General features: G+C 47.3%; 21 protein-coding genes, 2 tRNA genes and 1 other RNA gene. 14 read left to right on the top strand and 10 right to left on the bottom strand.

Translation table 11 applies throughout. From position 1 onward, the window contains the following. Positions 1 to 60 precede the first annotated feature (60 nt). Together EYQ01_08970 and EYQ01_08975 are read left to right on the top strand one after the other, a co-directional pair. A complete protein-coding gene (locus EYQ01_08970; protein HIE65921.1) occupies positions 61 to 663 on the top strand; it encodes a penicillin-binding protein activator LpoB in 603 nt (200 codons plus the stop codon). Between the two features lie 16 nt (positions 664 to 679). Further along, positions 680 to 2,053: a hypothetical protein gene (locus EYQ01_08975; GenBank protein HIE65922.1), complete on the top strand. Its 1,374-nt coding sequence runs from the start codon at positions 680 to 682 to the stop codon at positions 2,051 to 2,053. Positions 2,054 to 2,323: 270 nt separating this feature from the next. Here the strand turns inward: EYQ01_08975 and purU are convergent, their stop codons facing one another. After that, positions 2,324 to 3,199 (bottom strand): formyltetrahydrofolate deformylase, encoded by an 876-nt coding sequence (gene purU, locus EYQ01_08980; GenBank protein ID HIE65923.1) that lies wholly within the window; start codon positions 3,197 to 3,199, stop codon positions 2,324 to 2,326. 139 nt (positions 3,200 to 3,338) lie between these two features. Then, complete coding sequence (locus EYQ01_08985; GenBank protein ID HIE65924.1) at positions 3,339 to 3,782, bottom strand: polymer-forming cytoskeletal protein; 444 nt, start codon at positions 3,780 to 3,782, stop codon at positions 3,339 to 3,341. A gap of 465 nt (positions 3,783 to 4,247) precedes the next feature. Between EYQ01_08985 and EYQ01_08990 the strand changes: the two genes are divergently transcribed. Beyond that, positions 4,248 to 5,156, top strand: a complete 909-nt coding sequence (locus EYQ01_08990; GenBank protein HIE65925.1) for a type I restriction endonuclease subunit R — start codon at positions 4,248 to 4,250, stop codon at positions 5,154 to 5,156. Between the two features lie 46 nt (positions 5,157 to 5,202). After that, positions 5,203 to 6,309: a site-specific integrase gene (locus EYQ01_08995; protein ID HIE65926.1), complete on the top strand. Its 1,107-nt coding sequence runs from the start codon at positions 5,203 to 5,205 to the stop codon at positions 6,307 to 6,309. A gap of 3 nt (positions 6,310 to 6,312) precedes the next feature. Here EYQ01_08995 and EYQ01_09000 read toward each other — a convergent pair whose 3' ends face one another. From EYQ01_09000 to smpB, 3 genes are all read right to left on the bottom strand, one after another. Beyond that, positions 6,313 to 7,560, bottom strand: a complete 1,248-nt coding sequence (locus tag EYQ01_09000; protein HIE65927.1) for a DUF4102 domain-containing protein — start codon at positions 7,558 to 7,560, stop codon at positions 6,313 to 6,315. Between the two features lie 162 nt (positions 7,561 to 7,722). Continuing rightward, positions 7,723 to 8,068, bottom strand: a transfer-messenger RNA (tmRNA) gene (ssrA, locus tag EYQ01_09005). A 148-nt stretch (positions 8,069 to 8,216) separates the two neighbouring features. Further along, positions 8,217 to 8,690: an SsrA-binding protein SmpB gene (gene smpB, locus EYQ01_09010; protein ID HIE65928.1), complete on the bottom strand. Its 474-nt coding sequence runs from the start codon at positions 8,688 to 8,690 to the stop codon at positions 8,217 to 8,219. A gap of 215 nt (positions 8,691 to 8,905) precedes the next feature. On the opposite strand from smpB, the gene EYQ01_09015 reads away from it, so the two are divergent. Then, positions 8,906 to 9,367 (top strand): DUF721 domain-containing protein, encoded by a 462-nt coding sequence (locus EYQ01_09015; GenBank protein HIE65929.1) that lies wholly within the window; start codon positions 8,906 to 8,908, stop codon positions 9,365 to 9,367. Between the two features lie 167 nt (positions 9,368 to 9,534). Here the strand turns inward: EYQ01_09015 and EYQ01_09020 are convergent, their stop codons facing one another. The 5 genes from EYQ01_09020 to dnaA form a co-directional block, all read right to left on the bottom strand. Then, complete coding sequence (locus EYQ01_09020) at positions 9,535 to 10,356, bottom strand: tetratricopeptide repeat protein (GenBank protein ID HIE65930.1); 822 nt, start codon at positions 10,354 to 10,356, stop codon at positions 9,535 to 9,537. Positions 10,357 to 10,603: 247 nt separating this feature from the next. Next, the gene (gene gyrA, locus EYQ01_09025) at positions 10,604 to 13,060 is read right to left on the bottom strand and encodes a DNA gyrase subunit A (protein ID HIE65931.1); all 2,457 of its coding nucleotides are present in this window, start codon (positions 13,058 to 13,060) and stop codon (positions 10,604 to 10,606) included. A gap of 17 nt (positions 13,061 to 13,077) precedes the next feature. Then, on the bottom strand, positions 13,078 to 15,498 hold the full coding sequence (gene gyrB, locus EYQ01_09030; protein HIE65932.1) for a DNA topoisomerase (ATP-hydrolyzing) subunit B: 2,421 nt from the start codon (positions 15,496 to 15,498) through the stop codon (positions 13,078 to 13,080). 96 nt (positions 15,499 to 15,594) lie between these two features. Then, positions 15,595 to 16,716 carry a DNA polymerase III subunit beta gene (dnaN, locus tag EYQ01_09035; GenBank protein ID HIE65933.1) on the bottom strand — a complete coding sequence of 374 codons (1,122 nt, stop codon included), beginning with the start codon at positions 16,714 to 16,716 and terminating at the stop codon, positions 15,595 to 15,597. A 3-nt stretch (positions 16,717 to 16,719) separates the two neighbouring features. Then, on the bottom strand, positions 16,720 to 18,060 hold the full coding sequence (gene dnaA / locus EYQ01_09040) for a chromosomal replication initiator protein DnaA (protein ID HIE65934.1): 1,341 nt from the start codon (positions 18,058 to 18,060) through the stop codon (positions 16,720 to 16,722). 475 nt (positions 18,061 to 18,535) lie between these two features. On the opposite strand from dnaA, the gene EYQ01_09045 reads away from it, so the two are divergent. From EYQ01_09045 to EYQ01_09085, 9 genes are all read left to right on the top strand, one after another. Then, entirely contained in the window at positions 18,536 to 18,673 is a 138-nt protein-coding gene (locus EYQ01_09045) for a 50S ribosomal protein L34 (protein HIE65935.1), read from the top strand. A 6-nt stretch (positions 18,674 to 18,679) separates the two neighbouring features. After that, on the top strand, positions 18,680 to 19,009 hold the full coding sequence (gene rnpA / locus EYQ01_09050; protein ID HIE65936.1) for a ribonuclease P protein component: 330 nt from the start codon (positions 18,680 to 18,682) through the stop codon (positions 19,007 to 19,009). Between the two features lie 26 nt (positions 19,010 to 19,035). Continuing rightward, complete coding sequence (gene yidD, locus EYQ01_09055) at positions 19,036 to 19,218, top strand: membrane protein insertion efficiency factor YidD (protein ID HIE65937.1); 183 nt, start codon at positions 19,036 to 19,038, stop codon at positions 19,216 to 19,218. 32 nt (positions 19,219 to 19,250) lie between these two features. Beyond that, on the top strand, positions 19,251 to 20,918 hold the full coding sequence (locus EYQ01_09060; protein HIE65938.1) for a membrane protein insertase YidC: 1,668 nt from the start codon (positions 19,251 to 19,253) through the stop codon (positions 20,916 to 20,918). 24 nt (positions 20,919 to 20,942) lie between these two features. Then, positions 20,943 to 22,328 carry a tRNA uridine-5-carboxymethylaminomethyl(34) synthesis GTPase MnmE gene (mnmE, locus tag EYQ01_09065; protein ID HIE65939.1) on the top strand — a complete coding sequence of 462 codons (1,386 nt, stop codon included), beginning with the start codon at positions 20,943 to 20,945 and terminating at the stop codon, positions 22,326 to 22,328. A gap of 148 nt (positions 22,329 to 22,476) precedes the next feature. Beyond that, a complete protein-coding gene (gene mnmG, locus EYQ01_09070) occupies positions 22,477 to 24,408 on the top strand; it encodes a tRNA uridine-5-carboxymethylaminomethyl(34) synthesis enzyme MnmG (protein HIE65940.1) in 1,932 nt (643 codons plus the stop codon). Positions 24,409 to 24,472: 64 nt separating this feature from the next. After that, positions 24,473 to 25,111, top strand: coding sequence for a 16S rRNA (guanine(527)-N(7))-methyltransferase RsmG (gene rsmG, locus EYQ01_09075; GenBank protein HIE65941.1), 639 nt, complete (start codon positions 24,473 to 24,475; stop codon positions 25,109 to 25,111). Positions 25,112 to 25,409: 298 nt separating this feature from the next. Then, positions 25,410 to 25,486, top strand: a tRNA-Arg gene (locus EYQ01_09080). Between the two features lie 13 nt (positions 25,487 to 25,499). Beyond that, a tRNA-Lys gene (locus EYQ01_09085) sits at positions 25,500 to 25,575 on the top strand. Positions 25,576 to 25,773: the final 198 nt, after the last annotated feature.

A 25,773-nucleotide genomic window follows, 5' to 3' on the forward strand; every position in this document is an offset into this window, starting at 1 on the left:
AAGTTACTAAGATCGGTGAAGCCTAAACTAGGGACCACATTCAGGGGAGGAGGAGATCCTATGAAAAGAACTATTAGATATCTACTAAGCGTGATCTGTGTGGTAGGAGCTCTAAGTGCTTGTGCAACAAGCGTGACGCGGGTCAGCCCTGATAAAATCATTGACCTGAGCGGACGGTGGAATGATACGGATTCCCGCTTGGTGGCCGAAGAAATGATGAAAGAGGCCTTGATCCGGCCATGGATAGACAATTTTTCCAGTAAAAACAATAAACCGCCGACGGTTATCGTGGGAAGCATTCTTAATCGGAGCCATGAACACATCAATGTTCAGACATTTACTAAGGATCTGGAGCGGGAGTTGACCAATTCGGGCCGGGTCCGGTTTGTTGCCTCCAAAAGCGAAAGGGAAGAGCTTCGCCAGGAACGTGAGGAACAGATGGAGCATTCGAGAAAGGATACTGTAAAAGCGCCCGGCAGAGAAATCGGCGCCGACTATATGTTGAAGGGAAGTATTAACAGTATCCAGGATGAGGAGGGAGGCAGGAAAGTGGTTTACTTCCAAGTGACGCTTGAAATGATCGATATTGAGAGCAACATCAAGGTCTGGTTTGGAGATAAGAAGATCAAAAAGTTTATCAAAAAAAGACGCTTCGGCTTCTGAGAGATGGATGAGTGTGATGAGTAGTTACAGGAATTTAAGGATTAAAGGGTTCTGGTTCTTCAATTCTTGTACCTTGCTGCTGTCCTTTTCTGCTTGTAGTCCTGTGACCGAGCACTATGTCCAGGTAGATCATTACCTCGCACAGGAAAAGTATAGCGAGGCGGATCTTCTTATCGAACAGAACCAGGAAGGGTATGGCAAGAAAAATTTTGTGTTGTACAATCTGGATCGGGCCATGACCTTGCATCTTGAGGGCAGGTACACGGAGAGCAACCGCTTTCTCGATGTGGCCGAACAGCAGATCGACCTTTTGTATACGAAAAGCATTCCCGGTGAAACCGGTGCAATGTTGACCAATGACAATATGCTTCCATACGAAGGAGAAGACTTTGAGAAGGCAATGATTAACGTCATCTCCTCTTTGAACTATGTCTATCTTGGCCAGTTGGACGAGGCCCTTGTGGAAATGCGCAAGGTCGACCATAAGCTCAACCTCTTGAACGATAAGTATGAGCAAAGAAATATTTATAAGGAAGATGCCTTCGCTCGTTACCTTTCCGGTATTCTATATGAGGCCAAGGGAGAGCTTAATGATGCCTTTATTGCGTACAGGAAGGCCTTTGAAACATATAATGATTACTGGGAAGACTATGGTACCGTCCTGCTTCCAACGCTTCCGGGAGACCTTCTTCGTGTCACCGAGGCCATCGGATTGACCGAAGAATTCCAATTCTATCGGAATAAGTTCCCAAATGTCATATGGGTTTCTCAAAATGAACTCGACCGGCAGGCCGAGTTGGTGTTTCTCAGTTATGACGGCCTCTCCCCGATAAAAGAAGATTTTTTTATCGATGCCCCTGTTCCGAATGGTGAGGGAGGGTTTTACTTCATTCGAATCGCCCTTCCTCGATATATTAACCGTCTGACAGACTTAGTATATACCAATATCCGTTTGATTGGACCCCAGGGTGAGGCTGCTTCTCAGCGTACCTTTTTGGTCGAGGATATTGAGGCCATTGCAAACAAGAATCTGGACGACCGTATTGCCAGAATTACGGTAAAAGCGATTGCCCGTGCGACAAGTAAATACCTTGCAGCCCATAAAATCCGAGAGAACACTAAAGAGAATTCCCTGGCAAAATTATTGGCCGATTTGGGTACGAATATCTATTCTATTGTGTCGGAACAATCCGACAAGCGAAGCTGGAGGACCCTGCCGGGAAAGATTCGAATGGCCCGCCTGTTTGTACCTCCAGGACCCTACACTGTTTCTGTAGACTACTATGCAAATGCCGGAGGGTTAATCGCATCAAAAAACTATCAGGTCATATTGAAAGCGGGGGAAAAGCGGTTCTTGAGCCACCGTGTATTGGGACACGTTCTTCCATAAAACATGATTTTAATTGATGTGGGCTTCCACGGACTGGAGGGGGTTCTTCTACATGAAGGGACCTCGGACTCAAAGGTAACTTCTGACCTTAGGGAAGCTCTGAATAAGTCATGAATTGTTTTTTCAGGGCAAAAAATGTCCCGCTTCTGCGTTGCAAATCTTGACAATAGCGGGCTATGGCTTCGCGAGAACCATCCTCTGCGATTTGAGCCTTGAATCGATACATTATTATCTCCTGAAAAACTCAACCCAGACTTAATCAGAGCTTCCTTAGGTGAAAATAACCGTCCGGTTATCGTATACCAGGGTTTTTCTCTCTACGTGGGACCAAATGGCCCTTGAGAGGACGACCTTTTCCAGGTCACGCCCTTTCCTGATCAAATCTTCTACCGAGTCGGTATGACTCACCCTCGTGACATCCTGTTCGATGATCGGCCCGGAATCCAATTCCGATGTGACATAATGACTTGTCGCCCCAATAACCTTAACCCCTCGATCATGAGCAGAATGATAAGGCTTTGCGCCTGGAAAGGCGGGAAGGAAGGAATGGTGTATATTTATAATCCTATTTGGGTATTGATCGACAAAGTCTTTGGTTAAGATCTGCATATAGCGGGCGAGGACAATAAAATTTATTTTATGTTCCCGCATCAAAGCCAATTGGATTTTTTCCTGACTACGTTTATTCTGAGGCGTGATTTCGGAGTGATGGAAATTCATCCTGAATTGGTCTGCAATAACCTTTAAGTGAATGTGGTTACTGATAATGAGGGGGATGTCTACTTTCAGTTCTCCTGATTTGCAACGGGCCAGGATGTCGTATAAACAGTGCGGAAGTTTAGAAACGAAAACGGCCATCCGAGGAACTTCACCAGAAAAGTGCAGCTTCCACTGCATGTTGAATCGCTCACCGATGAGGCTTCCAAATGATTCACCGATTTTTTCTCTCGGGATGGAAAATCCGGTCAAATCCCATTCGACCCGCATAAAAAAAAGATCCTTCACCGGATCAACGTGCTGATCGAGATAAAGGATGTTCCCCTTGTTCTTGAAGATGAACTCGGTCACAGAGGAAACCACTCCCCTCATATCCGGGCAGTGAATCAATAAAGTCGCAGAATCAATAGCGTTGGATTTTTCTTTCATGATGATTTATCCTGATGCAGGGAAAAATCAGGTTCACTAGACAGGATTTTCCGATTCCGAATATGGCGGGAAGGGCTTGGCATGCTTACGGCAGGTCATGGAGAAAACATGACCTGCCATTTATAAAACGAGTAGAGAGCTACTTCACTGCCATGACGATGGGTCTCTTCGTCTCCTCATCCGTCTGCGTCACAGTTGATGTCGCACCCACCTCTTTGGTCATCTTAGAGGTCCCGTTGAACTGAGCCCCTTCCTCTATCGTGAGCGACGGGGTAACAATCTCACCGCTTACAACGGAACTTTTGAGGAGCTGAACCTTTTGGTGACCCACAATTCTTCCGCTCACCTTGCCGCCAACGATGATATGGTCGCCGTCAATCTCGGAAGAAATATCGGCCCCCTCACCTAAGACAAGACTCCCTTTGACCTTAATCTTCCCATCTACCTTTCCGTCAATCCGGCCCGAGCCATCAAAGCGGATATCCCCCTTGATTTCAACCCCTTTTCCCATATAGATAATCATCTCATCCACCGGACCGTTATTGCAGTCTGCTTTTCCAAAAGCCATTCCCTTCTCCTCCATCTTTTTTCACAGGATGCCGTCGATAAAAGTATAGCTGATGATCATAAAATGTCAAAGAAAAGGGATCCAGAATACTCATCAAAAAAAGGACCCGGAAACCGGGTCCTTTTCATTATTGGGCGGCGGGAACTGAAGTCTGCTCGTAACCTTTTAATATATAAGCATATGTAATAATTACAGTTTTCTCTGTACTACCATTAGTACTACCAAAAGTGAAAGTCATCTAATATTTTAGGGATAATCAGTCTCCTGGTAAAGTCGGCCCTCGGTTCGATTGTGAAGTTCGGAATGGAATAATAACAGCTTAGAAGTACCCCACCCACCATAAGTAAAGCACTATATTCTTCACCCCTTCTACATCAAAATCGGCTATTATATCCTGTTCCCACATAAAGCCGTGATGCTTAGGTGTATCAAGCATTCAATGGTGAGGGTATGCCAAAGGTCTGAGAAGGGTGTTCTAGGATGAAGTTCAACGAAGATTCACGGGTAAAAATCCCCACTATCCTGCATTTAATCCGTTTAGGATATGAATACCTATCCCTGAAAGCCCCCAAAGCCACATGGGATGAGTCAACCAACATCTTCACCAAAATCTTCCATCAGAGCATCAAGCGCATTAATCCCAATCTTAGCGACCTCGAAGCCAAGCAATACTTTGATGAGGTATCACTCTGCCTTGAAAACGAAGACCTGGGCAAAGCCTTTTACGAAAAGCTCACCAATAAATCAGGTACACGCCTAATCGACTTTGAGGATTTCAACAACAACACCTTCAACGTCGTCACTGAACTGCCCTATAAAAAGGATGATGAAGAGTTCCGCCCCGATATCATATTACTCATCAACGGCCTACCACTGGTATTTATCGAGGTCAAAAAGCCCAATAACAAAGATGGCATATTGGCAGAGCACAAGCGTATTCAAACACGCTTTCAAAACAAGAAGTTCAGAAAGTTCGTCAACATAACGCAATTAATGGTGTTCTCGAACAATATGGAATATGACGATAGCTCACCGATGCCGATTGAGGGGGCATTTTATGCCACCTCATCATATCAAAAGCCGATTTTTAACTATTTCCGAGAAGAGGAAAAGTTCAACCTAAGCGAGTTACTCTCTACGGTGGATGATGCCAGTGAAACCACGGTGCTTAGAGACAATAACCTGCTAAGCATCAAACAATCACCTGAGTTTGCCAAGAACAAAAGTCCTGATACACCTACTAACCGAATCTGTACCTCACTGTTCCAGCGTGAACGCTTGTCCTTTGTGCTGGAGTTTGCCCTGGCCTATGTGAAAGAGCGTACTGGCTTACAAAAGCACATCATGCGTTATCCACAGATGTTCGCCACCAAAGCGATTAGACGATAGTGATAACCCTATCTTAAACAGTGACTTTGAAAGGTGAGGTAAACCCATGAAAAATCATAACGCCAACAACGAACGGATTAAGCGTAAATATCTGACCTTTTTAAAGCAAGCCAAGGGACAAAATGAAGCTTCTATTGATGCCGTTGCAAAGGCGATTGCTCGGTTTGAGTCTTACAACAAACAGAAAGATTTTAAGGCATTTCACTTTGAGCAGGCGATAGGATTTAAAAAACATCTGGCCAAGCAAAAGCACCATAGAACAGGTAAGCCACTAACCCTGGCAACGATGAACGGAGCGCTTAGGCATTTAAAAGGGTTTATCGAGTGGTTGTCACAAGAGACGGGCTATAAAGTACGGATTAAGTATTCGGATGCCGAGTATTTCAATCTCTCTGAGAAAGAGGCGCGTACCGCTAAGGCAACACGCCAAAAGCCGGTTGCAAGTGTGGAACAGATTAAGCATGTATTGGAGATGATGCCGAACGAAACGGCTATTGAGAAGCGTGATAGAGCATTGATTGCCTTCACTCTGCTCACCGGGGCGAGAGATCGCGCAATCGCTTCGCTGAAGTTGAAACACATCGACTTAAAAGCGGGGACGGTCTATCAAGACGCCAGAGAGGTGAACACCAAATTCAGTAAAACCTTTACCACCGGCTTTTTCCCTGTGGGTGATGATGTGCGTGATATTGTTATTCAGTGGGTGGAGTACTTGAAGAGTGAGCTATTGATGGGAAACAATGCACCGCTTTTTCCTAAAACCAAAATGAGCCAAGATTGTGATAACAGCTTTAAAGTTGCGGGTTTGGCCTGTGAGCATTGGAGCAATGCCGCCGCGATACGAAGAATCTTCAAAAATGCTTTCTTATTGGCTGAGTTGCCCAACTTTAACCCGCATAGCTTTCGCAATACCCTGGCGGCTTTGGGTGAGAGTCTTTGCCAATCCCCCGAAGAATTTAAGGCGTGGAGCCAAAATTTAGGTCATGAAGGGGTTCTGACTACGTTTTTAAGTTACGGGGAAGTACAGCCAAAGCGACAAGTTGAGATTATCCAAAATATAGGGTTGCCCCGTGAAGCGACTACGCAAAATATAAACACTGCTGAACTCGCTAAAGCAGTTGCCCGTGAAATACAAAATCAGGCCGTGGAGTAGCGGCTATTTCATGCCAACTATTTTTAAGCCCCTGTTTCCTGTTAGGCTCATATTCCCCGTTGCGGCCTTTTCTATCTGGTCACTCCACCACGCCATCACTGGCTTTCTACGTTCGAGGTAGTTGGCTCGGTTGTAGGCATTGCGAACCTCATTATTCCCAATATGAGCAAGAGCGGCTTCAATTACGTCACCATCAAAGCCCTCTTCATTTAAGATGGTACTGGCCAGTGACCGCATACCATGGGCGACCAGCTTTTTATCAAAACCCATGCGCTTTATGGCAGTGTTTGCGGTTTGCGCGTTGGTGTGCTTTTTGGGGTCACGATCTGAGGGGAAGACAAACTGACTTCGCCCACTGATTGGCTTCATGAGTTCCAGCAACGCCAAGCATTGGCTGGATAGTGGAATAACATGCTCTTTTTTCCGCTTCATACGTTCTGACGGGATATGCCAGATGGCTGTTTCAAGGTTGATCTCATCCCAACGGGTGCCAGCGGCTTCACTGGGCCTTACCATGGTGTGAAGTTGCCACTCTATCAGGCAGCGGGTTGTGTATTTGATACTGGCTGTGGTTAGGGTGCGGAGTAGAAGAGGTAGCTCTTCAGGTTTGAGTGTGGGTAGGTGTTGTTTTGCAGGCTTTTGGAATGCCTTGCTAATCCCAGCCAGTGGGTTACTCTTTATGATGCCGGTATTAACCGCATAGATCATGATTTCATTCAGGCGTTGGCAAAGGCGTTTGATGGTCTCAAGGCTCCCTTTCGCTGCAATGGGCTTGATGGTATCAATGGCCTTAATCGCTGTGATTTTGTGGATAGGGACTTTTCCCAATTGAGGAAAAATGTGCAACTCAAGAGAGCGCCACGTATCTGATGCATGGTCACCTGAAATATCAGCCTTCTTAACTTCCAGCCATTGGGCAGCTATATATTCCAGTGTGTTGTTGTCTGCTGTCTTACTTATGCGGCTTTGCTCATCCCTGTATTCCTGTGGGTCAATATCCTTTGCCAGTAGCTCCTTGGCCTCAGTGCGCTTTTTTCGGGCATCAGCAATGGAAATTGTAGGATAAGCCCCCAGGCTCAAGCAGGTTCGTTTTTTTGTATAGGGTCTCTTATAATCAAACAACCATATTTTTGAGCCGCTTGGCATGATCCTGAGTTGTAGTCCATCACCATCATATAGCTTATAAAGCCTCTCTCTAGGTTTGGCCTGTTTTACTGCTGTATTTGTCAGTGGTTTGGTTTTAGTTGCCATTTTGGTAGTACATTTGGTCGTATTGAGTGAGTACTACCAAATGTACTACCAAAACGGCAGGATTGTCTAGAACTATTTGGGATGCTATAGGCAATAAAAAGCCCGCTAACCTTTGTTTCTAAGGCCTAGCGGGCTTTTTTAGGTTCTTGTTGAACCTTGTTCTGGTGGAGGCGGCGGGAATCGAACCCGCGTCCGAAGAAATTCAGTCAAAGACCACTACATGCTTAGTCTCTACTTTTTAAATTCGCATTAAATCCCACCTAGAGACAGGTTGAATCATCTGCTAGCCTCATAAATCTTACCCGCTCCCCTGAAGCACTGAAGCGAGCCAGCCTGCTATCTGGCATCTTCCCCCCGCGCAGACAAAGGAAGGTTGATGTCACTGCACTTAGGCAGCGAGAGCTAACGGTGTGTTAGCAACTATGTTTTTCCCATTTGTTTAACGAGCCCAATGGGACCTCGGCATGCACTCCCTGACCTCCAAACCCCGTCGAAGCCGATCGCCCCCCTTTCTCTTGTTATCAACAATCGTAATTTCTTAAAAAGTCCCCACTCCGGTTCTTACCGGGACTCAAGGGTATTGGAGCTTACTAAGACCTCTGGATTCCAGCCTCCGCCGGAATGACGAAAATGGACATTTTACCTGACCATCAAGCCTAATCCTGAACTTTTGCCCTCACCGCCTTCTCCATTTCCCGTTGGGCGGTCTTTTTGGCCTCAGTCTCTCGCTTATCGTACAGATTCTTCCCTTTGGCCAGTCCCAGTTCTACTTTTACCAAGCCACGCTTAAAATAGAACTTCAGGGGAATTAGGGTCAGTCCCTTTATTTGTGTCTGTCCAATGAATCGCTCGATCTCTCTTTTCTTGAGTAGGAGCTTCCGTCTGCGCAATGGCTCGTGATTCGCGAGATTTCCGTGACGGTAGGGGCTGATGTGACAATTATAGAGGTAAATCTCTCCTTTTTCAAGCCGCGCATAGCTGTCTTTAAGGTTAATACGCCCGTCACGTATCGATTTCACTTCGGTGCCCAGAAGGACAATGCCAGCCTCCATGGACTCCTGGATAAAGTAGTCATGGAAAGCCTTTCGATTCTTGGCGATGACAGCATCTTTCTCCTTCTTCCCAGACATCGTTATTATCCGTAATCGTAGAATTAGACTCTATGGCGGTAACATCACCATTTTTGCGTAGACCTCTCCCCCGTGTTCATAACCAGCGAACCCCTGAAAGCGTTGAGGGGGAGGCTCCGTCCGGCTTTGCCGGTAGAGGGGGCGACGCAAGCCCCTTTCCGGCTCCGCCGGATTAGGGCGTTGACTTCAATCTGTCGCTATTATAACATTGTTCCATGGCAAGCAGACTATCCTCCATTGCGCCGATCCTGAACAGGCTGGCGAAAAATGCGGGGCTGGAAAAGGGGATCGCCTCTTTTCACTTAGGAGAACATTGGGAGGAAGCGGTCGGACCCCAGATCGCAGCCCATACCCATCCTCAAGACATTCGCCATGCGACCCTGATCATCCTGGTCGACGAGGCCGTCTGGATGCATCAACTTTCGTTTATGAAGAAAGAAATTATTGAAAAGGTCAATCACTTCCTTAAAAAACGTCCCATTCAAAATATTCGCTTCCAAATCTCTTCCCTCCCACCCCCTTCCAAACCTTCTAGTAACCCTCCGGCTCCGAAGAGGGCGAAACTAAGTGATCAGGACGCCGCCATTCTGAGACAACAACTCGAACCCGTGCAAGATCACGATTTAAAGGAGGCCATTCAAAAGGCTATGCGACGGCATCTTACGGTGAAAGATTAGATGATTCAGCCTGCCTGGATTTGGCTTTGCGAAACCCATTCCTTCAGAACGAGGCACAAGGAGCGGCTTACCTAAGCGTAAATATTTTGTTTATATCTGAGGTCTTGTCGCATAGCAAGGCCGTCATGGAGGCTTCGGTGGGTGAGAGCTGAATTCTTACTCTCAAATCAGGAACCCTGAGTCAGTGACTTCAACTTATTAATCTTGCCGGTCAGGAGTTCTTTGTTCGGATAAATACCCTCTAATTCCAGGTAAAGTTGAAGCGCCTCTGTATGGCTTTTGTTTTCCTCAAAACAATTGGCCGCCCTGAACTTTGCAAAGGGACTCATTTCGTGTTCAGGGTACTCAGTGTAGAGCGTCTGGTAGATTTTGATCGCCTCATCACACTTTCCAAGAATAAAATACGTACCCCCCCCACGGTAAAGCGCCGCAGGAGCCCATTTGTTTCTTGGATCTTTCCTGGCCAGAATATCCCATTCAACACGGGCCTGCTCCAGATCTCCCAGATCAAAGTAAAGAACACCAACCTTGTATTGAACTTCCAGAACCTGATTCGGATCCGGCGTGATTTCCATTACTTTTTCATAGACTGCTATTGCCTTTTTGGGTTGGTTTAGTTTGTTATCGTAGATTTCTGCGATATAAAGATAAGCCTCCAGGGCATGGGCCTTGTCAAAGGGAGAAACAGCGACCCGAATGCTTTCATTGAAAGAGGTGATTGCCTTCTGGTAGTTGTCGAGATAGAGAAAATAAGCGACCCCTTTCCAGTAGTTGGCCTCTGAAACCACTTTGCTTTTGGGATACTCTTCGACGATCTTCTCATAGTCTCGAATTGCGCCAAGATAGTCTTCCTTTTCCCATCGAAGTTCTGCCGATTCAAGGTATTTCCTGGAGGTTCGGTCCGCAGCAGACCAAAACCACCAGAGCGTCAATGAAAGGGCACAGAGCCAAAAGACAAACCAGGGGAAAACCCTTGAACGGAGATTCATCTTGATCCCTCGTAAGGATTCAGGGAAGCTCTTATTAAGTCTGGGTTGAAATTTTCAGGAGATAAAATATTTCGATTCAAGGCGCAAATCGCAGAGGATGGTTCTCGCGAAGCGATAGCCCGCTATTGTCAAGATTTGCAACGTAGAAGCGGGACATTTTTGCCCTGAAAAATAAATTCATGACTTATTCAGAGTTTCCTCAGCATACCCATCTTTTTCTGCATGGCGGCCTTGCTGTGGAAAAGGTTCATGTGGATTCTTCCGATTCTCCTTTTTCAGCCAGCCCCGCCACGCCAATAACACGATCTCCTGCATTCATCTCGATAAGGCGGACGCCCTGTGTATTCCGGCCAATTATGCGGAGATCTTTTATCTTGAGGCGGACGATCTTCCCGATCGCGGTCATAATCATCACCTCGGCTTCCGGGTCGACCTGGAAGGCCGCGACAACGTGGCCATTCCGCTGACTGGTCTGGATGGTTATGATCCCTTGCCCCCCCCGACCCTGCGTCCGATATTCCGAAAGACCGGTCCGTTTTCCATATCCATTTTCGGTAACCGTCAGAATGGCGGAATGGCTGTCGGGCGTCAGGGTTTCCATGCTGATGACTTCATCGCCCTTTCGCAGGCGAATGCCCCGAACACCGGTCGAGACCCGACCGAGCGGCCGCGCTTCTTTTTCCTGGAACCGTATGGAGAGTCCAAGCATCGTCCCGATCAGGATATCATGGTCGCCTGCAGTCATGCCAACCGCAATCAAGCGGTCCCCCTCTGCCAGATTGATCGCCCGAATCCCGCCCACACGCGGATTTCCGTAGGCCGTCAACGCGGTTTTCTTGATGAGGCCTCGAGAAGTCGCCATGACCACAAACTTCCCCTCCTGAAACTGTTCGACCTTAAGAATGGCGCGGATCTTTTCCGTTTGTGAGATTTGAAGGAGATTCACGATCGCCTTCCCTTTAGAGGCCCGACCGGCCTCGGGGATCTGGTGAACCTTCAACCAGTAAACCCTTCCGGCATCTGTAAAGAAGAGAATATAATCGTGTGTCGAGGCGAGGAAGAGATGCGATACAAAATCTTCCTGCTTCAATCCCGCGCCAATCTTTCCTTTGCCACCCCTCCGCTGGCTGCGATAAATCGAAACCGGGTTTCGCTTTATATACCCGGTGTGGGAGACGGTAATTACCATTTCCTCATGTGCGATAAGATCCTCGATATAGATCTCTCCCGTCTCTGGGATAATCTCAGTCTTTCGCGTGTCCCCGTATTTTTCCTTGATCTCTCCAAGTTCTTCCTGGATGACTTTTTTGATAAGGAGATTGCTGGCAAGAAGGGCCTTCAGCGCCTTGATCTTCTTCATGATGGCCTGATATTCCGCGATGAGTTTTTCCCGTTCAAGGGCCGTCAAACGCTGCAACTTCATGTCAAGGATCGCCTGGGATTGTATGGTTGAGAGACCGAAACGGCTGATCAATCCCGTCCGCGCCGTCTCGGGTGAATTTGAGGCGCGAATCAAGGAGATGACTTCGTCAAGGTTGTCCAGGGCGATCTTCAACCCTTCGAGGATATGGGCACGGGCCTCCGCCTGACGAAGCTCAAAGCGGGTTCGGCGGATAATGACCTCTTTCCTGAAGTCCAGAAAAAACTGGAGGATCTCTTTGAGATTCAGAACCCGGGGCTGTTTGTTCACCAAGGCCAGCATGATAATCCCAAAAGATGACTGCAATGCCGTATGCTTGTACAACTTGTTCAGGATAATTTTTCCAATCTCTCCGCGTTTCAATTCGATGACAATCCGCATCCCGTCACGGTCGGATTCATCCCGAAGGTCCGATATCCCCTCCACCTTCTTATCCCGGATAAGAGAGGCAATCTTTTCAATCAGCCTCGACTTGTTGACCTGATATGGAAGTTGCGTCACGACGATCGTCTCCCGCTCAGTACGCGGGTTGACTTCTATGACCGCCCTCGCCCTCATGATCACGGATCCCCGGCCGGTTCTGAAGGCATCTTCGATCCCCTTCGTCCCGTATATAAATCCGGCCGTTGGGAAATCCGGGCCCTTAATCGTCTCCATCAGGCCGTCAATCGTAATGTCCGGATCTTCCAGGAGGATCATCAGGCCATCAATCAGTTCGGAGAGATTGTGAGGCGGAATATTGGTTGCCATGCCGACCGCGATACCTGCGGATCCATTCATAAGCAGATTCGGAATACGGCTTGGAAGAACAACCGGTTCAACCACGGTATCATCATAGTTGGGAGAAAAGTCAACGGTCTCCATGTCGATGTTGGCCAGCATCTCTTCAGCCAGTTTCGTCAAACGGGCTTCGGTGTAACGGTAGGCCGCAGCCCGATCACCATCAATCGATCCATAATTTCCCTGACCATCGACCAGGGGATAGCGCATGTTGAAGTCCTGCGCCATCCGAACCATAGTATCGTAGACTGCTGTGTCTCCATGAGGATGATATTTCTTGATCACCTCTCCAACCACACCGGCTGATTTAGAATAACGCCGATTCGATAAGAGTCCCTCACGAAACATTGCGTAGAGGATTCGCCGGTGAACCGGCTTCAGTCCATCCCGGACATCTGGCAGGGCCCGTCCGACAATGACACTCATCGCATAGTCCATGTAGGCGGTTTTCATCTCGGTTTCGAGATTCACCGGGATACTTCTTTCCTCTATGGGTACAGGCATGATGACTCCAGTTTATTTTAAATATCGAGATTTTTTACTTCGGACGCATGTTTTTGAATAAAGGCCCTTCTGGGTTCAACGTCATCCCCCATTAGGACGGAGAAGGTTTTCTCTGCGCCGACGATATCCTCAAGATTGACCCGAAGCAGGGTCCGCTTTTCCGGATCCATCGTTGTCTCCCAAAGCTGGTTCGGATTCATCTCCCCCAGACCTTTATAGCGTTGAATGCTGAGTCCCTTCTTCCCCCGATCCAGAATATGCTGGATGATCTCGGCCGTGGTGGAATACTCTTTTTCTCCTTCGGGGTCGGAAATACGAAACGGCGGCACGCCAAGCCCGATCCGCAACGGAGAAAGGTTCAACAGTTCCCGAAATTCAGGGGAGGTCACAAGCGCTTCATCAATCCTGAAGGTTTGGGTCGTTCCGTCTCTTTCTACCCGGCATTCGATCAGGTTTGATTTATGTTCTTCGTCTTTTTTGATCGTCGGAATGAACTTTTCAGTGGGGCAATAGGTCTTCCAGTATGTTTTGGCTCTCTCAAGGAGAACCTGCAGTTGTTCCCGGTCTTTCAGCAGGTTTCGATTTAAACCTTCTCCCTGCATCAATCCCCGGAGAGCATCCGGATCGATCTGCTTTCGCTGAAAGTGATCGATAAGCAATTCGTAAGACGTCATTTTTTTCAGGAGGGCCTTTATTTTTGCACCGCCGACAAAGGTTTCTCCGTTTGCTAAAAATATTTTAACCTCGTCACCTGATGCCCCGATCAGGTACTCTCTCAATCCGGCCTCATCCTTGATGTATTGCTCCTTCTTTCCCTTTTTGACTTTGAAGAGCGGCGGCTGGGCGATATAGATATACCCCTTTTCAATCATCGGAACCATTTGACGATAAAAAAAGGTCAGCAGAAGTGTCCGGATATGGGCCCCATCCACATCGGCATCGGTCATAATAATCACGCGGTGGTATCGGGCCTTGGCAATATCAAAATCGGTCGTTCCTATCCCGCATCCCAAGGCCGTAATCAGTACACGGATTTCCTCAGAGGAAACCATCTTGTCAAAGCGCGCCCGTTCGACATTGAGAATTTTCCCCTTTAAGGGAAGGATCGCCTGATAGCGCCGGTCTCGACCCTGTTTAGCAGATCCTCCCGCAGAATCTCCCTCGACGAGATAAATCTCGCTCCGCGCGGGATCTTTCTCAGAGCAATCCGCCAGCTTTCCCGGAAGCGTTCCCACACCGTCGAGGACGTTTTTCCGACGGATCAGTTCTCTGGCTTTTTTCGCCGCGTCCCGCGCTCTTGCTGCTGTGATTGCCTTCTCGATTATCTTTTTCGCGACACTTGGATTTTCCTCAAAGTACTCCCCAAGGGCCTCGTTCACGGCTGCTTCAACAATCCCTTTCACCTCGGAGTTTCCAAGTTTGGTCTTCGTCTGTCCCTCGAATTGAGGTTCCGGAAGCTTGATGGAAATAACAGCGGTAAGACCCTCCCGGGCATCATCCCCAGTGATACTTTCCCCGTTTTTTAAGATTTTGTTCGCCTGACCATAACTGTTGGTTGTTCGGGTCAGGGCGGCCTTAAACCCGCTGAGATGGGTTCCCCCCTCCTTGGTATTGATGTTATTGGCAAAAGAGAAAAGGTTTTCAGAGTAACTCGCGTTATATTGGAGTCCAAGGTCCAGCAGGACGCCATTCTTCTCTTTCTCTATAAAAATCGGCTTGTGAAGCGGCGACTTTGTTTCATTGAGCATCTCCACAAAAGAGACGATCCCGCCTTTGTAACAAAAGTGATCGTTTTTCTCCGTCCGCTCATCCTCAATGGATATCTCGAGTCCCTTGTTCAGAAATGCAAGTTCCCGGAGCCGGTAGGCCAGGGTATCATAGGAATATTCTGTCCCTTCGAAGATATCCGCATCAGGTTTAAAGGTAATCTGGGTCCCCCGCTTTTTAGTCTTTCCTGTGACTTCAAGAGGATCAAGCGGTTTCCCCCTTTCATACCGTTGCTGGTAAACGATTCCTTCCTGTTTTATTTCAAGCTCCAGCCATTCCGACAGGGCATTCACCACAGAAACCCCGACACCGTGCAAACCCCCGGAGACCTTATATGTTTCGTTATCAAACTTACTTCCGGCATGGAGATAGGTCAGCGCGACTTCTGCGGCCGAAACTTTTTTCTGAGGATGGAGTTTGGTCGGGATTCCACGGCCATTGTCAATAATGGTCATCGAGTTGTCTATGTGGATCATCACCTGAATCTCAGTACAATGACCGGCCATGGCTTCATCAACCGCATTGTCCACAACCTCGTAAACAAGATGGTGAAGCCCCGTCGGCCCGGTGCTGCCGATATACATCGCTGGACGTTTCCGTACCGCCTCAAGGCCTTCAAGGATCTTGATCTTTCCTGCATCGTATTCTTGTTCTTTTTTCTCTGATGGCATGGCGTTTCTTACCTCAAACCTCTCTCACATCAACCTCGCAAGCGGATCCCTTCAGCACATTTTCTGTATTGAACCGCCTGGAAGTAATGAACAGATTTAGACCCGCATCGGCATGATGACGGCTAGGAAGTTATTTGACTCTTCTTTGATTAAGCAGGGAGAAAGTGCATCCTTAAATTCGAGGGTGACCTCCTCTTTTTTCACAACGGAGAGGACATCTAGAAAATAACGGGCATTAAACCCTGTGGTCAGTCCCTCTCCCTTGAATGAAGTCACCACCTCCTCACTGGCCTCTCCCATTTCAGGATTATTCGAACTCAGGGTAATGCCCCCTTCCTGAAGGGAAAATTTAATCGCGTTTGTCTTCTCGCGCGCGAGGATAGACACACGTCGCAACCCACCTTCAAGGTCCTTCTTTATGACCGTGACCTTCTTCACGTTTCCCTTTGGAATCACCTGTTTATAGTTTGGATAAGTTCCCTCCATGAGTCTTGAGGTCAGAACAAAGGAACCTCTGCGGAAGACCAGTTGGCTTTTTCCGATCAGGAGTTCGGGCGCTTCCCCTCCCTCGTCTTCTTCCAGTGCCTTCTTAATCTCAAGAATAGCCTTTTTAGGGATGATGACCTCTCTTTCTTCCGCATCTTCACCTGCTTTAATCAAACCCTCTGCAAGGGCCAATCGATGCCCATCCGTCGCAACAAAACGGATACCCTGTTCATTTCCTTTAATCTTCTCCAACTGCAGAAGGATTCCGTTCAGGATATACCGGGTGTCGTTTTCTCCAGAGGCAAAAAGGGTCCTCCGAATCAGGGCCAAAAAGAGTGACGAATCTATAAGAATCTTCCTCTGGCTGTCTGGTGGAGGAGATGACGGAAACTCATCAGGGGGCAGCCCAACAATCTTGAAGTAGCTCTTTCCTGATTCAATCACGACCCAATGGTTTTCCTGGGTCGTGATTGTCACAGTCCCTTCCGGAAACTCGCGAATAATCTCATAAAGCTTTCTTGCCGAGAAAGTCATTTTCCCCGGTTTTAAAATTTTAGCGGGATATGAACCCCGTATTCCGATTTCAAGATCAGTGGCAAAGAGTCTGATTCCATCATCGCTTGTCTCCATGAGAATATGAGCAAGGATCGGCATTGTATTTCGCTTTTCCACAACCCCCTGGACCCGTTGTATCCCGGTCAGCAGGTCCTTCCGGTTGATCTCTATCTTCATTGCTCACTCCTCCTTAAGATGTTGAGCCAAGCTCTCTAGTGTTGTTCTTAGGTTAAAATTTTCCTGTTTCTCTTTTTCGATGTTTTTGCAGGCATGGATGACGGTTGAATGATCTTTTCCTCCAAAACGCTTCCCGATCTCTGGAAAAGAGAGATTGGTCAGTTGCCTTGAGAGATACATCCCTATCTGTCTGGGATAAACCAGATTTTTGGTCCGTCTTTTTGACTTCAGCTCAACAATCTTCACCTGAAAACGTTCTGAAACCATTTTCTGAATGTTGTCGATGGTAATGATCTTCTTTTGCTCATGGATCGTATCTCTTAAGACCCGTTTTGCCATCTCAAGGTTAATTTCATGCCCGGTGAGCGAGCTGAAGGCCCCGAGGCGAATAAGGGCACCTTCCAGCTCTCGTATGTTTGACTTGATATGGGTTGCCAACAGAAGCGTAACATCATCCGGGATGACGATTGCTTCATTCTCTGATTTTTTCCGTAGAATCGCCACCCTTGTTTCAAAGTCTGGAGGTTGAACGTCCGCAATAAGCCCCATTTCAAACCTGGACCGCAGACGTTCTTCCATACCCGACATCTCTTTAGCGGATCGGTCACTTGAAATAACAACCTGCTTATTGTCGTCATAGAGCGTGTTAAATGTGTGGAAAAACTCTTCTTGCGTTCGTTCTTTCCCGGCAATAAACTGGATATCATCGATAAGAAGAACATCAACGCTCCGATATTTACTTCGAAATTCGATCATTCTGTTGAAGCGGATTGAATTAATCAAATCATTTGTAAATTGTTCTGAAGAGAGATAGGCAACGCGAAGGAGTGGATGTCTGGAAGATATAAAATTCCCAATTGCGCTTAGAAGATGCGTCTTCCCTAATCCGACTCCCCCATATAGAAAAAGGGGATTGTAGGATATTCCCGGTTGTTCAGCAACCTTGAGAGAGGCGGCATGGGCAAATTGATTGCTTGCCCCAACCACGAAGGAACGAAATGAATATTTTGGGTTGACCGATCCTTTTCTTCTCTCACGCCGTCGCCCCAGTTTTTTTCCTTCGTTTTCTTGTTGATCTTTTTGTTCCCAAACCTCCACATTCTTTATTACAAAATGAATACGGACATTTTCTTCTGACAATTCCTTTTCCAGGGCATCTTTTATGAGAATGAAATAGTGGTCTCGAATCCATTCACAAAAAAAACTATTTGGAACAGTCACTTGTACTTCGGTCTCTTTTACAGAGAGGAGAGTCGTTGGTTTAAGCCAGGTATCGAAACTCTTTGGATTAATATGAGGTTGAATTTGTAGAAGAACCTGCTTCCAGATATGAGCCAACTGCATCAAAGGCCTTTGTTATTATCCACAATGTTGTCAACAGGTGTGAATTAGTAAAATTAACTAGTTATCAACTACTTACCCATGAACTCTCTTGGAACAATATTTGTTCCCTTTCATTTACATCAACAAGCTTGGGTATTATACATAAACATAAAATTTGAATCAAGTTTTTCTCTAAACATTGATCTCTATCAACACCAATATCATCATAAAATTTCCTTTAATATAAAGGGTCTCCATAAGTTATGCATAGAAATGTACTCCCTTTATTATTAATTACTCTTTAATCAAAAATAAAAAAATAGACTTATATTCTTTAAATAATAATAGGGTTGTTTAAAAACCGGACGATGAGGGGTCTTTATTTTTTTATCCATCCCTAAATATGTCTTACGATAGGACTTAAATTTTGATTTAAAGCTTGACATGAAAGATAAAATTTAAGATGATTGCCCTTTTAACCAGATGGGGAACGGCGATGTCTATAACATATCGGCAACCAAGTAATCGTAAGCGTAAACGGACACATGGATTTTTAAAAAGAATGGAAACGGCAAATGGCCGAAAAGTGATCAAGAGGAGGCGAGAAAAAGGAAGAAAGCGCCTCAGCGTGTAATCTCCCTTGAAGCGTCTCAGGGATAAGAAGGCGATTCAAAAGATCTATCACAATGGGAAGAGAAGAAGCTCTGGTGATCTCACCCTTTTGTATCTTGAAAATAAATCCCTCCAATGTAATTATGCAGTGCATGTCGCTAAACGATTTGGGATTGCAGTGAAGCGTAACAGGATAAAGCGTGTTTTCAGAGAACTTCTCCTACGGTTCAGGGAGAGACTTATTGGATATGACATCGTTATTCGACCAAAAAGAAAAGCAGGTGAACTCAACTTTAATAAACTGTTTCAAAGACTTGAACGTATGTTTATAGAGGCGGAAATCCCGAACCAAAAGTGATCTCCGTAGTATATACCAGAACGGTAATGTTTTACCAACAGTTTATCTCTCCTGTTTTCCCCCCGGTTTGTCGGTTTTCCCCGACTTGTTCATCCTATTCCGTTCAGGCAGTTAAAAGGTATGGTTTTATTGTCGGAATCCTGATGACCTTGAAGCGTCTGATGCGGTGCCATCCCTTCAGCAGCGGTGGCTACGACCCCATAAGTTAATATAACGACAGAGAGGAAAGAGAGTCCGTCTTATGGATAAACGGCTTATCATTTTCTTAGCATTATCCATCTTTATTATTTTTATGTATCCTTTTTTCATCACCTGGATCATCGGAACGCCTCTACAGCAACCCTCACCTCCAGTCATAGAGTTAGACGAAAAAGACCGATCTGTTGAAATCGAAACAGAGAATTCTAAGACGAGACAGGTTCGTAAAGAGGGGGATGAAGCGGGTCATAAGGAGAGCAATATCTTTGTGGATGAAGAGCTGAATCATGAGGTGGCCACAGAATTCGAAGAGAAGTTGACTGTCATCGAAAGTGATCTTTATCGAATTACACTTTCCAGCCTCGGGGGGACAATTAAGGGATGGGAGTTAAAGCAATATACGGAAAAAGATGAAGAAGGCAATGAACACCGCATAGAATTGGTTTCTGAAGGTGCGGTAGTCCATCCTTTGAGCTTTTTCACCGGGAAGAATGCGGAGAACGAAAAAAGGGTTTATTCCCTGGATACACCCCTACTCCAGTTGAGCCAGGTTAATCCTGAAGGCAAAGTTAAAATGACATTCAAAGGACCGGATGGTCAAAAAATTGTGAAGGAGCTTCGTTTCTATCATGATCAGTATCGTGTCAATCTCAGTATCCTGACGGAGGGTTACGATAATGGGTACAGCCTATCATTGGGGACTAATTTTGGTATCCACGACTGGGGAGATCAGAGAGGACGCGGTTCCGGAGCGATAAGCCTGGTCAACGGAGAAGTTGTTCTGGAAACACCTGCTAGAATGGAGGGGAATGTCACTCATGAGGGAACGCTACGGTGGATAGCCCTTCAAGACAAATATTTTTTGAGTGCTCTGATTCCTGAAGACCCCTCAGGAGAGGCAGAGGTTTACATCGAGGGAGAAGGCGAAAATTCGATCACTTCATCGATTCGTATTAAAACAGAAGAGAATCATGGGACGAGAAACTTTTCTCTGTATGTTGGACCAAAAGAATATGATCGTTTGCAGGAAATGCGGGTTAATCTGGATGAAAGCATTGACTTTGGCTGGTTTATCTCTGGAAGCTGGCTTCCGGTCAGATTAATCGCAAAACCAATCTTTTACCTTCTGAGGTTTTTCTTTAAATTTACAGGTAACTATGGGGTTGCCATTATTCTGGTAACTGTTCTCGTCAAGGCCATTCTGTTTCCAGTTACATGGAAAAGCCTTCGGTCAATGAAGGCGATGGGTGCCGTTCAACCTAAAGTTGCCGCCATCAAGAAAAAATGGGCAAAAGATAAGGAAAGACTGAACAAGGAATTGATTAATCTATATAAGGTGGAAAAGATTAATCCACTTGGGGGTTGTCTTCCGATGCTTGTTCAGATCCCGGTGTTTATCTCCCTGTTTAATATTCTGTATACAACCATTGATCTAAGGCAAGCCCATTTCATATTTTGGGTCACAGATCTTTCTGAAAAAGATCCATTGTATGTATTGCCTATCGTCATGGGTGCGACAATGATTTTACAACAATTTTCGCAACCGAGCACGATGGAGGCATCTCAAGCCAAGATGATGAAGTTTCTTCCAATCGTCTATACCTTCTTCTTCCTAAACTTTCCTTCTGGGTTGGTCCTTTACTGGTTGGTGAATAACATCCTGACGGTCGGCCAACAGATCCTTATGAAACAAGAGAAAGTTGCAGTATAAATCTAAGAAGTATCGGTTCAGAAAATGCTTGAAGTGAACGGAGAGAACGATACGATTTGTGCCATTTCAACTCCGGCAGGAAGATCTGCGATTGGCATTGTCCGTGTCAGCGGGACAAATGCCTTCTCAATCGTACAGCCGCTCTTTAAAAGAAAAGGGCGGCTGACTGATTTTAGAACACAGACGGTTCATTATTCGGAAATTCAGGATCCACATGGGAAAGAGGTTATTGATCAAGGCATATTTCTTGTTATGAAAGGTCCGGGGTCGTATACAGGTGAAGATCTTGTCGAAATTCAATCTCACGGGAACCCTGTTGGTTTAAAAAGAATCTTATCTGCGCTGGTTAAGGAGGGCGCCCGGCTTGCCGGACCTGGTGAGTTCACGCGACGTGCCTTTCTCTCCGGGAGGATGGACCTTGCGCAAGCAGAAGCGGTGATGGAGGTCATCTCATCAGAGGGCGAGAGGCATTACCAGTGGGCCCTCAGCCAGTTAAAAGGGACCCTGTCTGATAAAGTGAATGATTTACGGAAAAAGCTTCTATCTTCCCTTGCTGAGATAGAGGCATCGATTGATTTTTCAGAAGATGGCATCTCTTCTGGTTCCCAGAAAGCCTTGCTCGCCGGATTCAACACCATAAACGAAGAGGTCAAGATGCTCTTGTCAGGGTATGAATCGGGCCGGCAGATTCGAGAGGGATTCACTGTGGTCATTGTCGGGCGTCCAAACGTCGGAAAATCAAGCCTGATGAATGCGCTTCTTAAGGAAGACAGAGCAATCGTGACCTCTTTTCCGGGAACAACCCGGGATCTCCTGAAAGAGTGGCTTGTCCTGGATGGAATCACGATTCGTTTGGTCGACACCGCAGGTTACCGGGAAACAGACCATCCTATCGAGGTTGAGGGTGTTCTGCGTGCTGAAACGGCTGAAAAAGAAGCTGATCTAAGGATCTGGGTCCTTGATGCGAGTGAAGCCCTCGCAAAGGAGGATAAACGTCTTGATGAGCGCTTAAAGAGACGAAAAAAAATCCTCGTTCTTAATAAAATCGATCTTCCAGGAATTCTTAACGAGAAGGGCCTGGAGAAAGAGGCTTCTGAGGATCCGCTTGTCAAGGTTTCGACGCTGACTGGAGAGGGAATACCTGATCTTCTGGAAACAATAAAAAGAAGCCTTCTCCCGCTGGCGAATAAGGAACGCCCCCTCGTTGCCTTGGTGAGGCATCGAGACGTCTTGGAACGGGTCCATGAAGGCTTGGAAAGGGCCATACATGCTGCCCAGGAGAACAATCCTTCAGAGTTCATAGCAGTGGATCTTAGAGATGCGATCGATGCCCTCGGGGAGGTTGTGGGCGAAACCACGACAGAGGATATTATGGACGAGATATTCAGTAAGTTTTGTATTGGAAAGTAACAACAAGGCAAAGAACCAGCATGCTGAATAGCAGTCAATTCCCTTGCTGAGGGTATGTTCGTAAGGCGAGTAAAGTGGCAATGTTCCACGTGGAACATTGGCTCCTCTTTCTCTTCCATGAGGTTCAAGCCGGAACGAAGTGAAGAAGATGGTGCGACGAGAATTTGACATTATTGTTGTTGGTGGAGGTCACGCGGGGTGTGAGGCGGCCTTGGCCGCAGGACGAATGGGGGCCTCAACTCTCCTGGTAACCCTCAAGCTCGAAAATATCGGGCAGATGTCGTGCAACCCCGCGATAGGGGGGATCGCAAAGGGTCACATCGTTAGAGAAATCGATGCCCTTGGGGGTGAGATGGCCCGTGCGATCGACCGTGCCGGCATTCAATTCCGTATGCTGAACATGAGCAAGGGACCTGCGGTTCGCGCCCTCCGCGCCCAAGCCGACAGAGAGGTCTACAGGCGAGTGATGACGGAGGCCCTCACTCAAGCTCCGAACCTCTGCTTGTTGGAGGCGGCTGTTGAGCGCCTGCTGGTTCAAGCGGGCCGGATACAAGGAGTGATCCTGGATGATCAGTCCCGATGCTTTGCTCCGGCGGTCATCCTGACGACGGGTACTTTTCTGCGGGGCCTCATTCATATAGGACAGAAGTCTTTTCCGGCGGGAAGGATGGGAGAGGCCCCCGCGATCAAGGCCTCTGAAAGCCTGGTCAGTCTTGGTTTTCACCTCGGGAGACTCAAAACCGGCACACCGCCCCGGCTGGACGGTCGAACGATTGATTATACCAATCTCCTGCCACAGCATGGTGATAACCCTCCGATTCCTTTTTCTTACACAACCGACCGCTTAGAGGTCGACCAGCTCCCTTGTCACCTGACCTATACGAATGAGAAAACGCACGAGATGATCCGGGCGCATCTTGGGGAATCGCCTCTCTATTCGGGGGTGATTACCGGGGTGGGGCCACGGTATTGTCCTTCTATCGAAGATAAGGTCTCAAAGTTCTCGTCTCATCCGCGCCACCAGATTTTTCTCGAACCGGAGGGGAGAAGCACGGAGGTTGTTTATCCCAATGGGATCTCAACCTGTCTGCCCGAGGCGGTTCAGCTTGAATTTGTTCAAACAATCTCTGGACTTGAAAAGGTCAAGATGCTTCGACCCGGTTACGCGATCGAGTACGATTATATCCCTTCAACCCAGCTTAACGCGACCCTGGAGACCAAGCCGGTGGCGGGTCTCTATCATGCCGGACAGATCAACGGGACTTCGGGTTATGAGGAAGCGGCCGCGCAGGGGCTGATGGCAGGCATCAATGCGGTCCTGAAGCTTCGGAATGAGCCGCCGCTGATCCTTGACCGCTCAGAGGCCTATATCGGGGTATTGATCGATGATCTGGTGACCCTTGGCACAGAAGAACCCTACCGAATGTTTACCTCCCGGGCGGAATATCGTCTCCTGCTTCGCCACGATAACGCAGATCTGAGGCTTATGGAGAAGGGATATAAGTTGGGTTTGATCCCGGAAAAACAGTATGAGGCCTGCGTGTCAAAAAACGAGCGTGTTTCCAAAGCGAAGCAGTGGCTGGAAAATACGCAGGTCCGGATGTTTCCAGGGGGGATTGAAAAGATGATGTTTGATGGAATGGAAAGTATTCTCCCCTCCCTGAGTCTGGCAAAGCTGCTGAAGCGTCCTGGCATCGACACCCGAAAATTGAGAGCATGGTTTGGCTTGAATGGAAAGATCGATGCGTCGATTGCAGATCAGGTTGAAATAGAGATCAAATATGAGGGCTATATTCGGCGTGAACTTTCATTGGTCGCCCGTAAGCGCCGCTTGGAAGGGAAGAGAATCCCGACCTCTTTTGACTTTGAAGCGGTCAGTTGTCTTTCGAACGAAGTAAAAGAAAAGTTGGGGCGGATTCGTCCTCATTCTCTTGGACAGGCCTCGCGTATTTCAGGGGTGACACCTGCAGCCATTTCCATCCTGATGATCGCTCTTGAACGGAAAAGACGCACTTCACCCTTAGGCCCTGGGTCATCCCCCGAGAAGACTGGCCTTAAAGAGCCACACCTCACCGCTTAGCCTTGTGTAATCCTTTAAGGTGGCTGGAAAAGATGGACTCTTGCAAAAAATAAGTCCAAAATCCATGCTTGTCGCCGGGTGTAAAACGCTTGGCCTATTTTTGTCTTCCTCTCAGGTGGATCAATTCATGGCCTACCTCTCAGAGCTCATCCGATGGAACGGCAAGATCAATCTGACGGGGTTTCAGACTGAGGATGAGATCGTTATCAAGTTTTTTTTGGATGCGCTTACGCCGCTAGGCAAGAAGGAAAGCGCATGCGGGATCAGGTGGATTGATGTTGGAACAGGGGCCGGTTCTCCGGGGCTTCCGCTTAAGATTGTCAGGCCAGATCTGCAGATGACTCTGGTCGAGCCAATTGAAAAGAAAGTCACCTTTCTTCACCATATCATCGGCCTGCTCGGTCTTTCAGAGATCTCCGTTGCCCATGACAGGATAGAATCATTACGTGGTAAGGAATGGGATTGGAGTTATGACCTGCTCCTGACACGAGGTCTTGATCCGAGACTTGTCCTCAGGGAGGGGGCCTCTCTTGTTCGCAAGGGGGGACACCTCCTTTTTTATCAAGCCGCTGGGGAGGACAAAAAGTGGAGAGATCTTCTAAGGGGATATCCTGATATGGTATTAGAAGAGTTGCGGCCGGTGCGCCTACCGTTTAGTACAGATCCGCGGACCCTTATCCTGATAAATCGGCGATTTGCCTGACATCCTGCATTATCGGCCTTTTTGGCTCCTCACCGTACCGTGAGTATGCCTCGATCGCCAAAAAGATCTCTGGCCTTGTCTTTCAGACGACTTGACGGTTTATCTTAAACTCTATTGCAGTCCTGCCGCGTTCTCCCGGGTTTCTTCTGGAATCCCCTCTATTTATAAAGGAAGAGTTAGGGGAGATTAAAACCTATTTTGAATGCCCTCTGTTTGTGCCATGGATCATTTATTGACGATTAATGGAGGGCCTTTTTATTGTTTCGGCTTTCCTTTTATGATATAAAGGACCGACGTTGCGCCTGTAGCTCAATTGGATAGAGCGCCGGCCTCCGGAGCCGGAGGTTGGGGGTTCGAGCCCCTCCAGGCGCACCATACAAATACATTCGGGCCGTTAGCTCAGTTGGTAGAGCAGCTGACTCTTAATCAGCGGGTCCACGGTTCGATCCCGTGACGGCCCACCAGTTATCTACAATCTTTAAAGCGTTTCGAGCCTCTTTCCGGTATGTGGGAAGGGGCTCTTTCGTTGGTCATTGTTGGTCTTTTGCTTTTGGGTTCAACTGAAGATAGGTTGAGAACATTGACTACCGAAAGATGATGTCTCGGTAAATAGGCAAGACCTCATCCTTAGAATTGTACATGCCGGACCCCCCCCCCCCCCC

This window comes from Candidatus Manganitrophaceae bacterium (genome assembly GCA_012960925.1).
Taxonomy (GTDB): Bacteria; Nitrospirota; Nitrospiria; order SBBL01; family JAADHI01; genus DUAG01.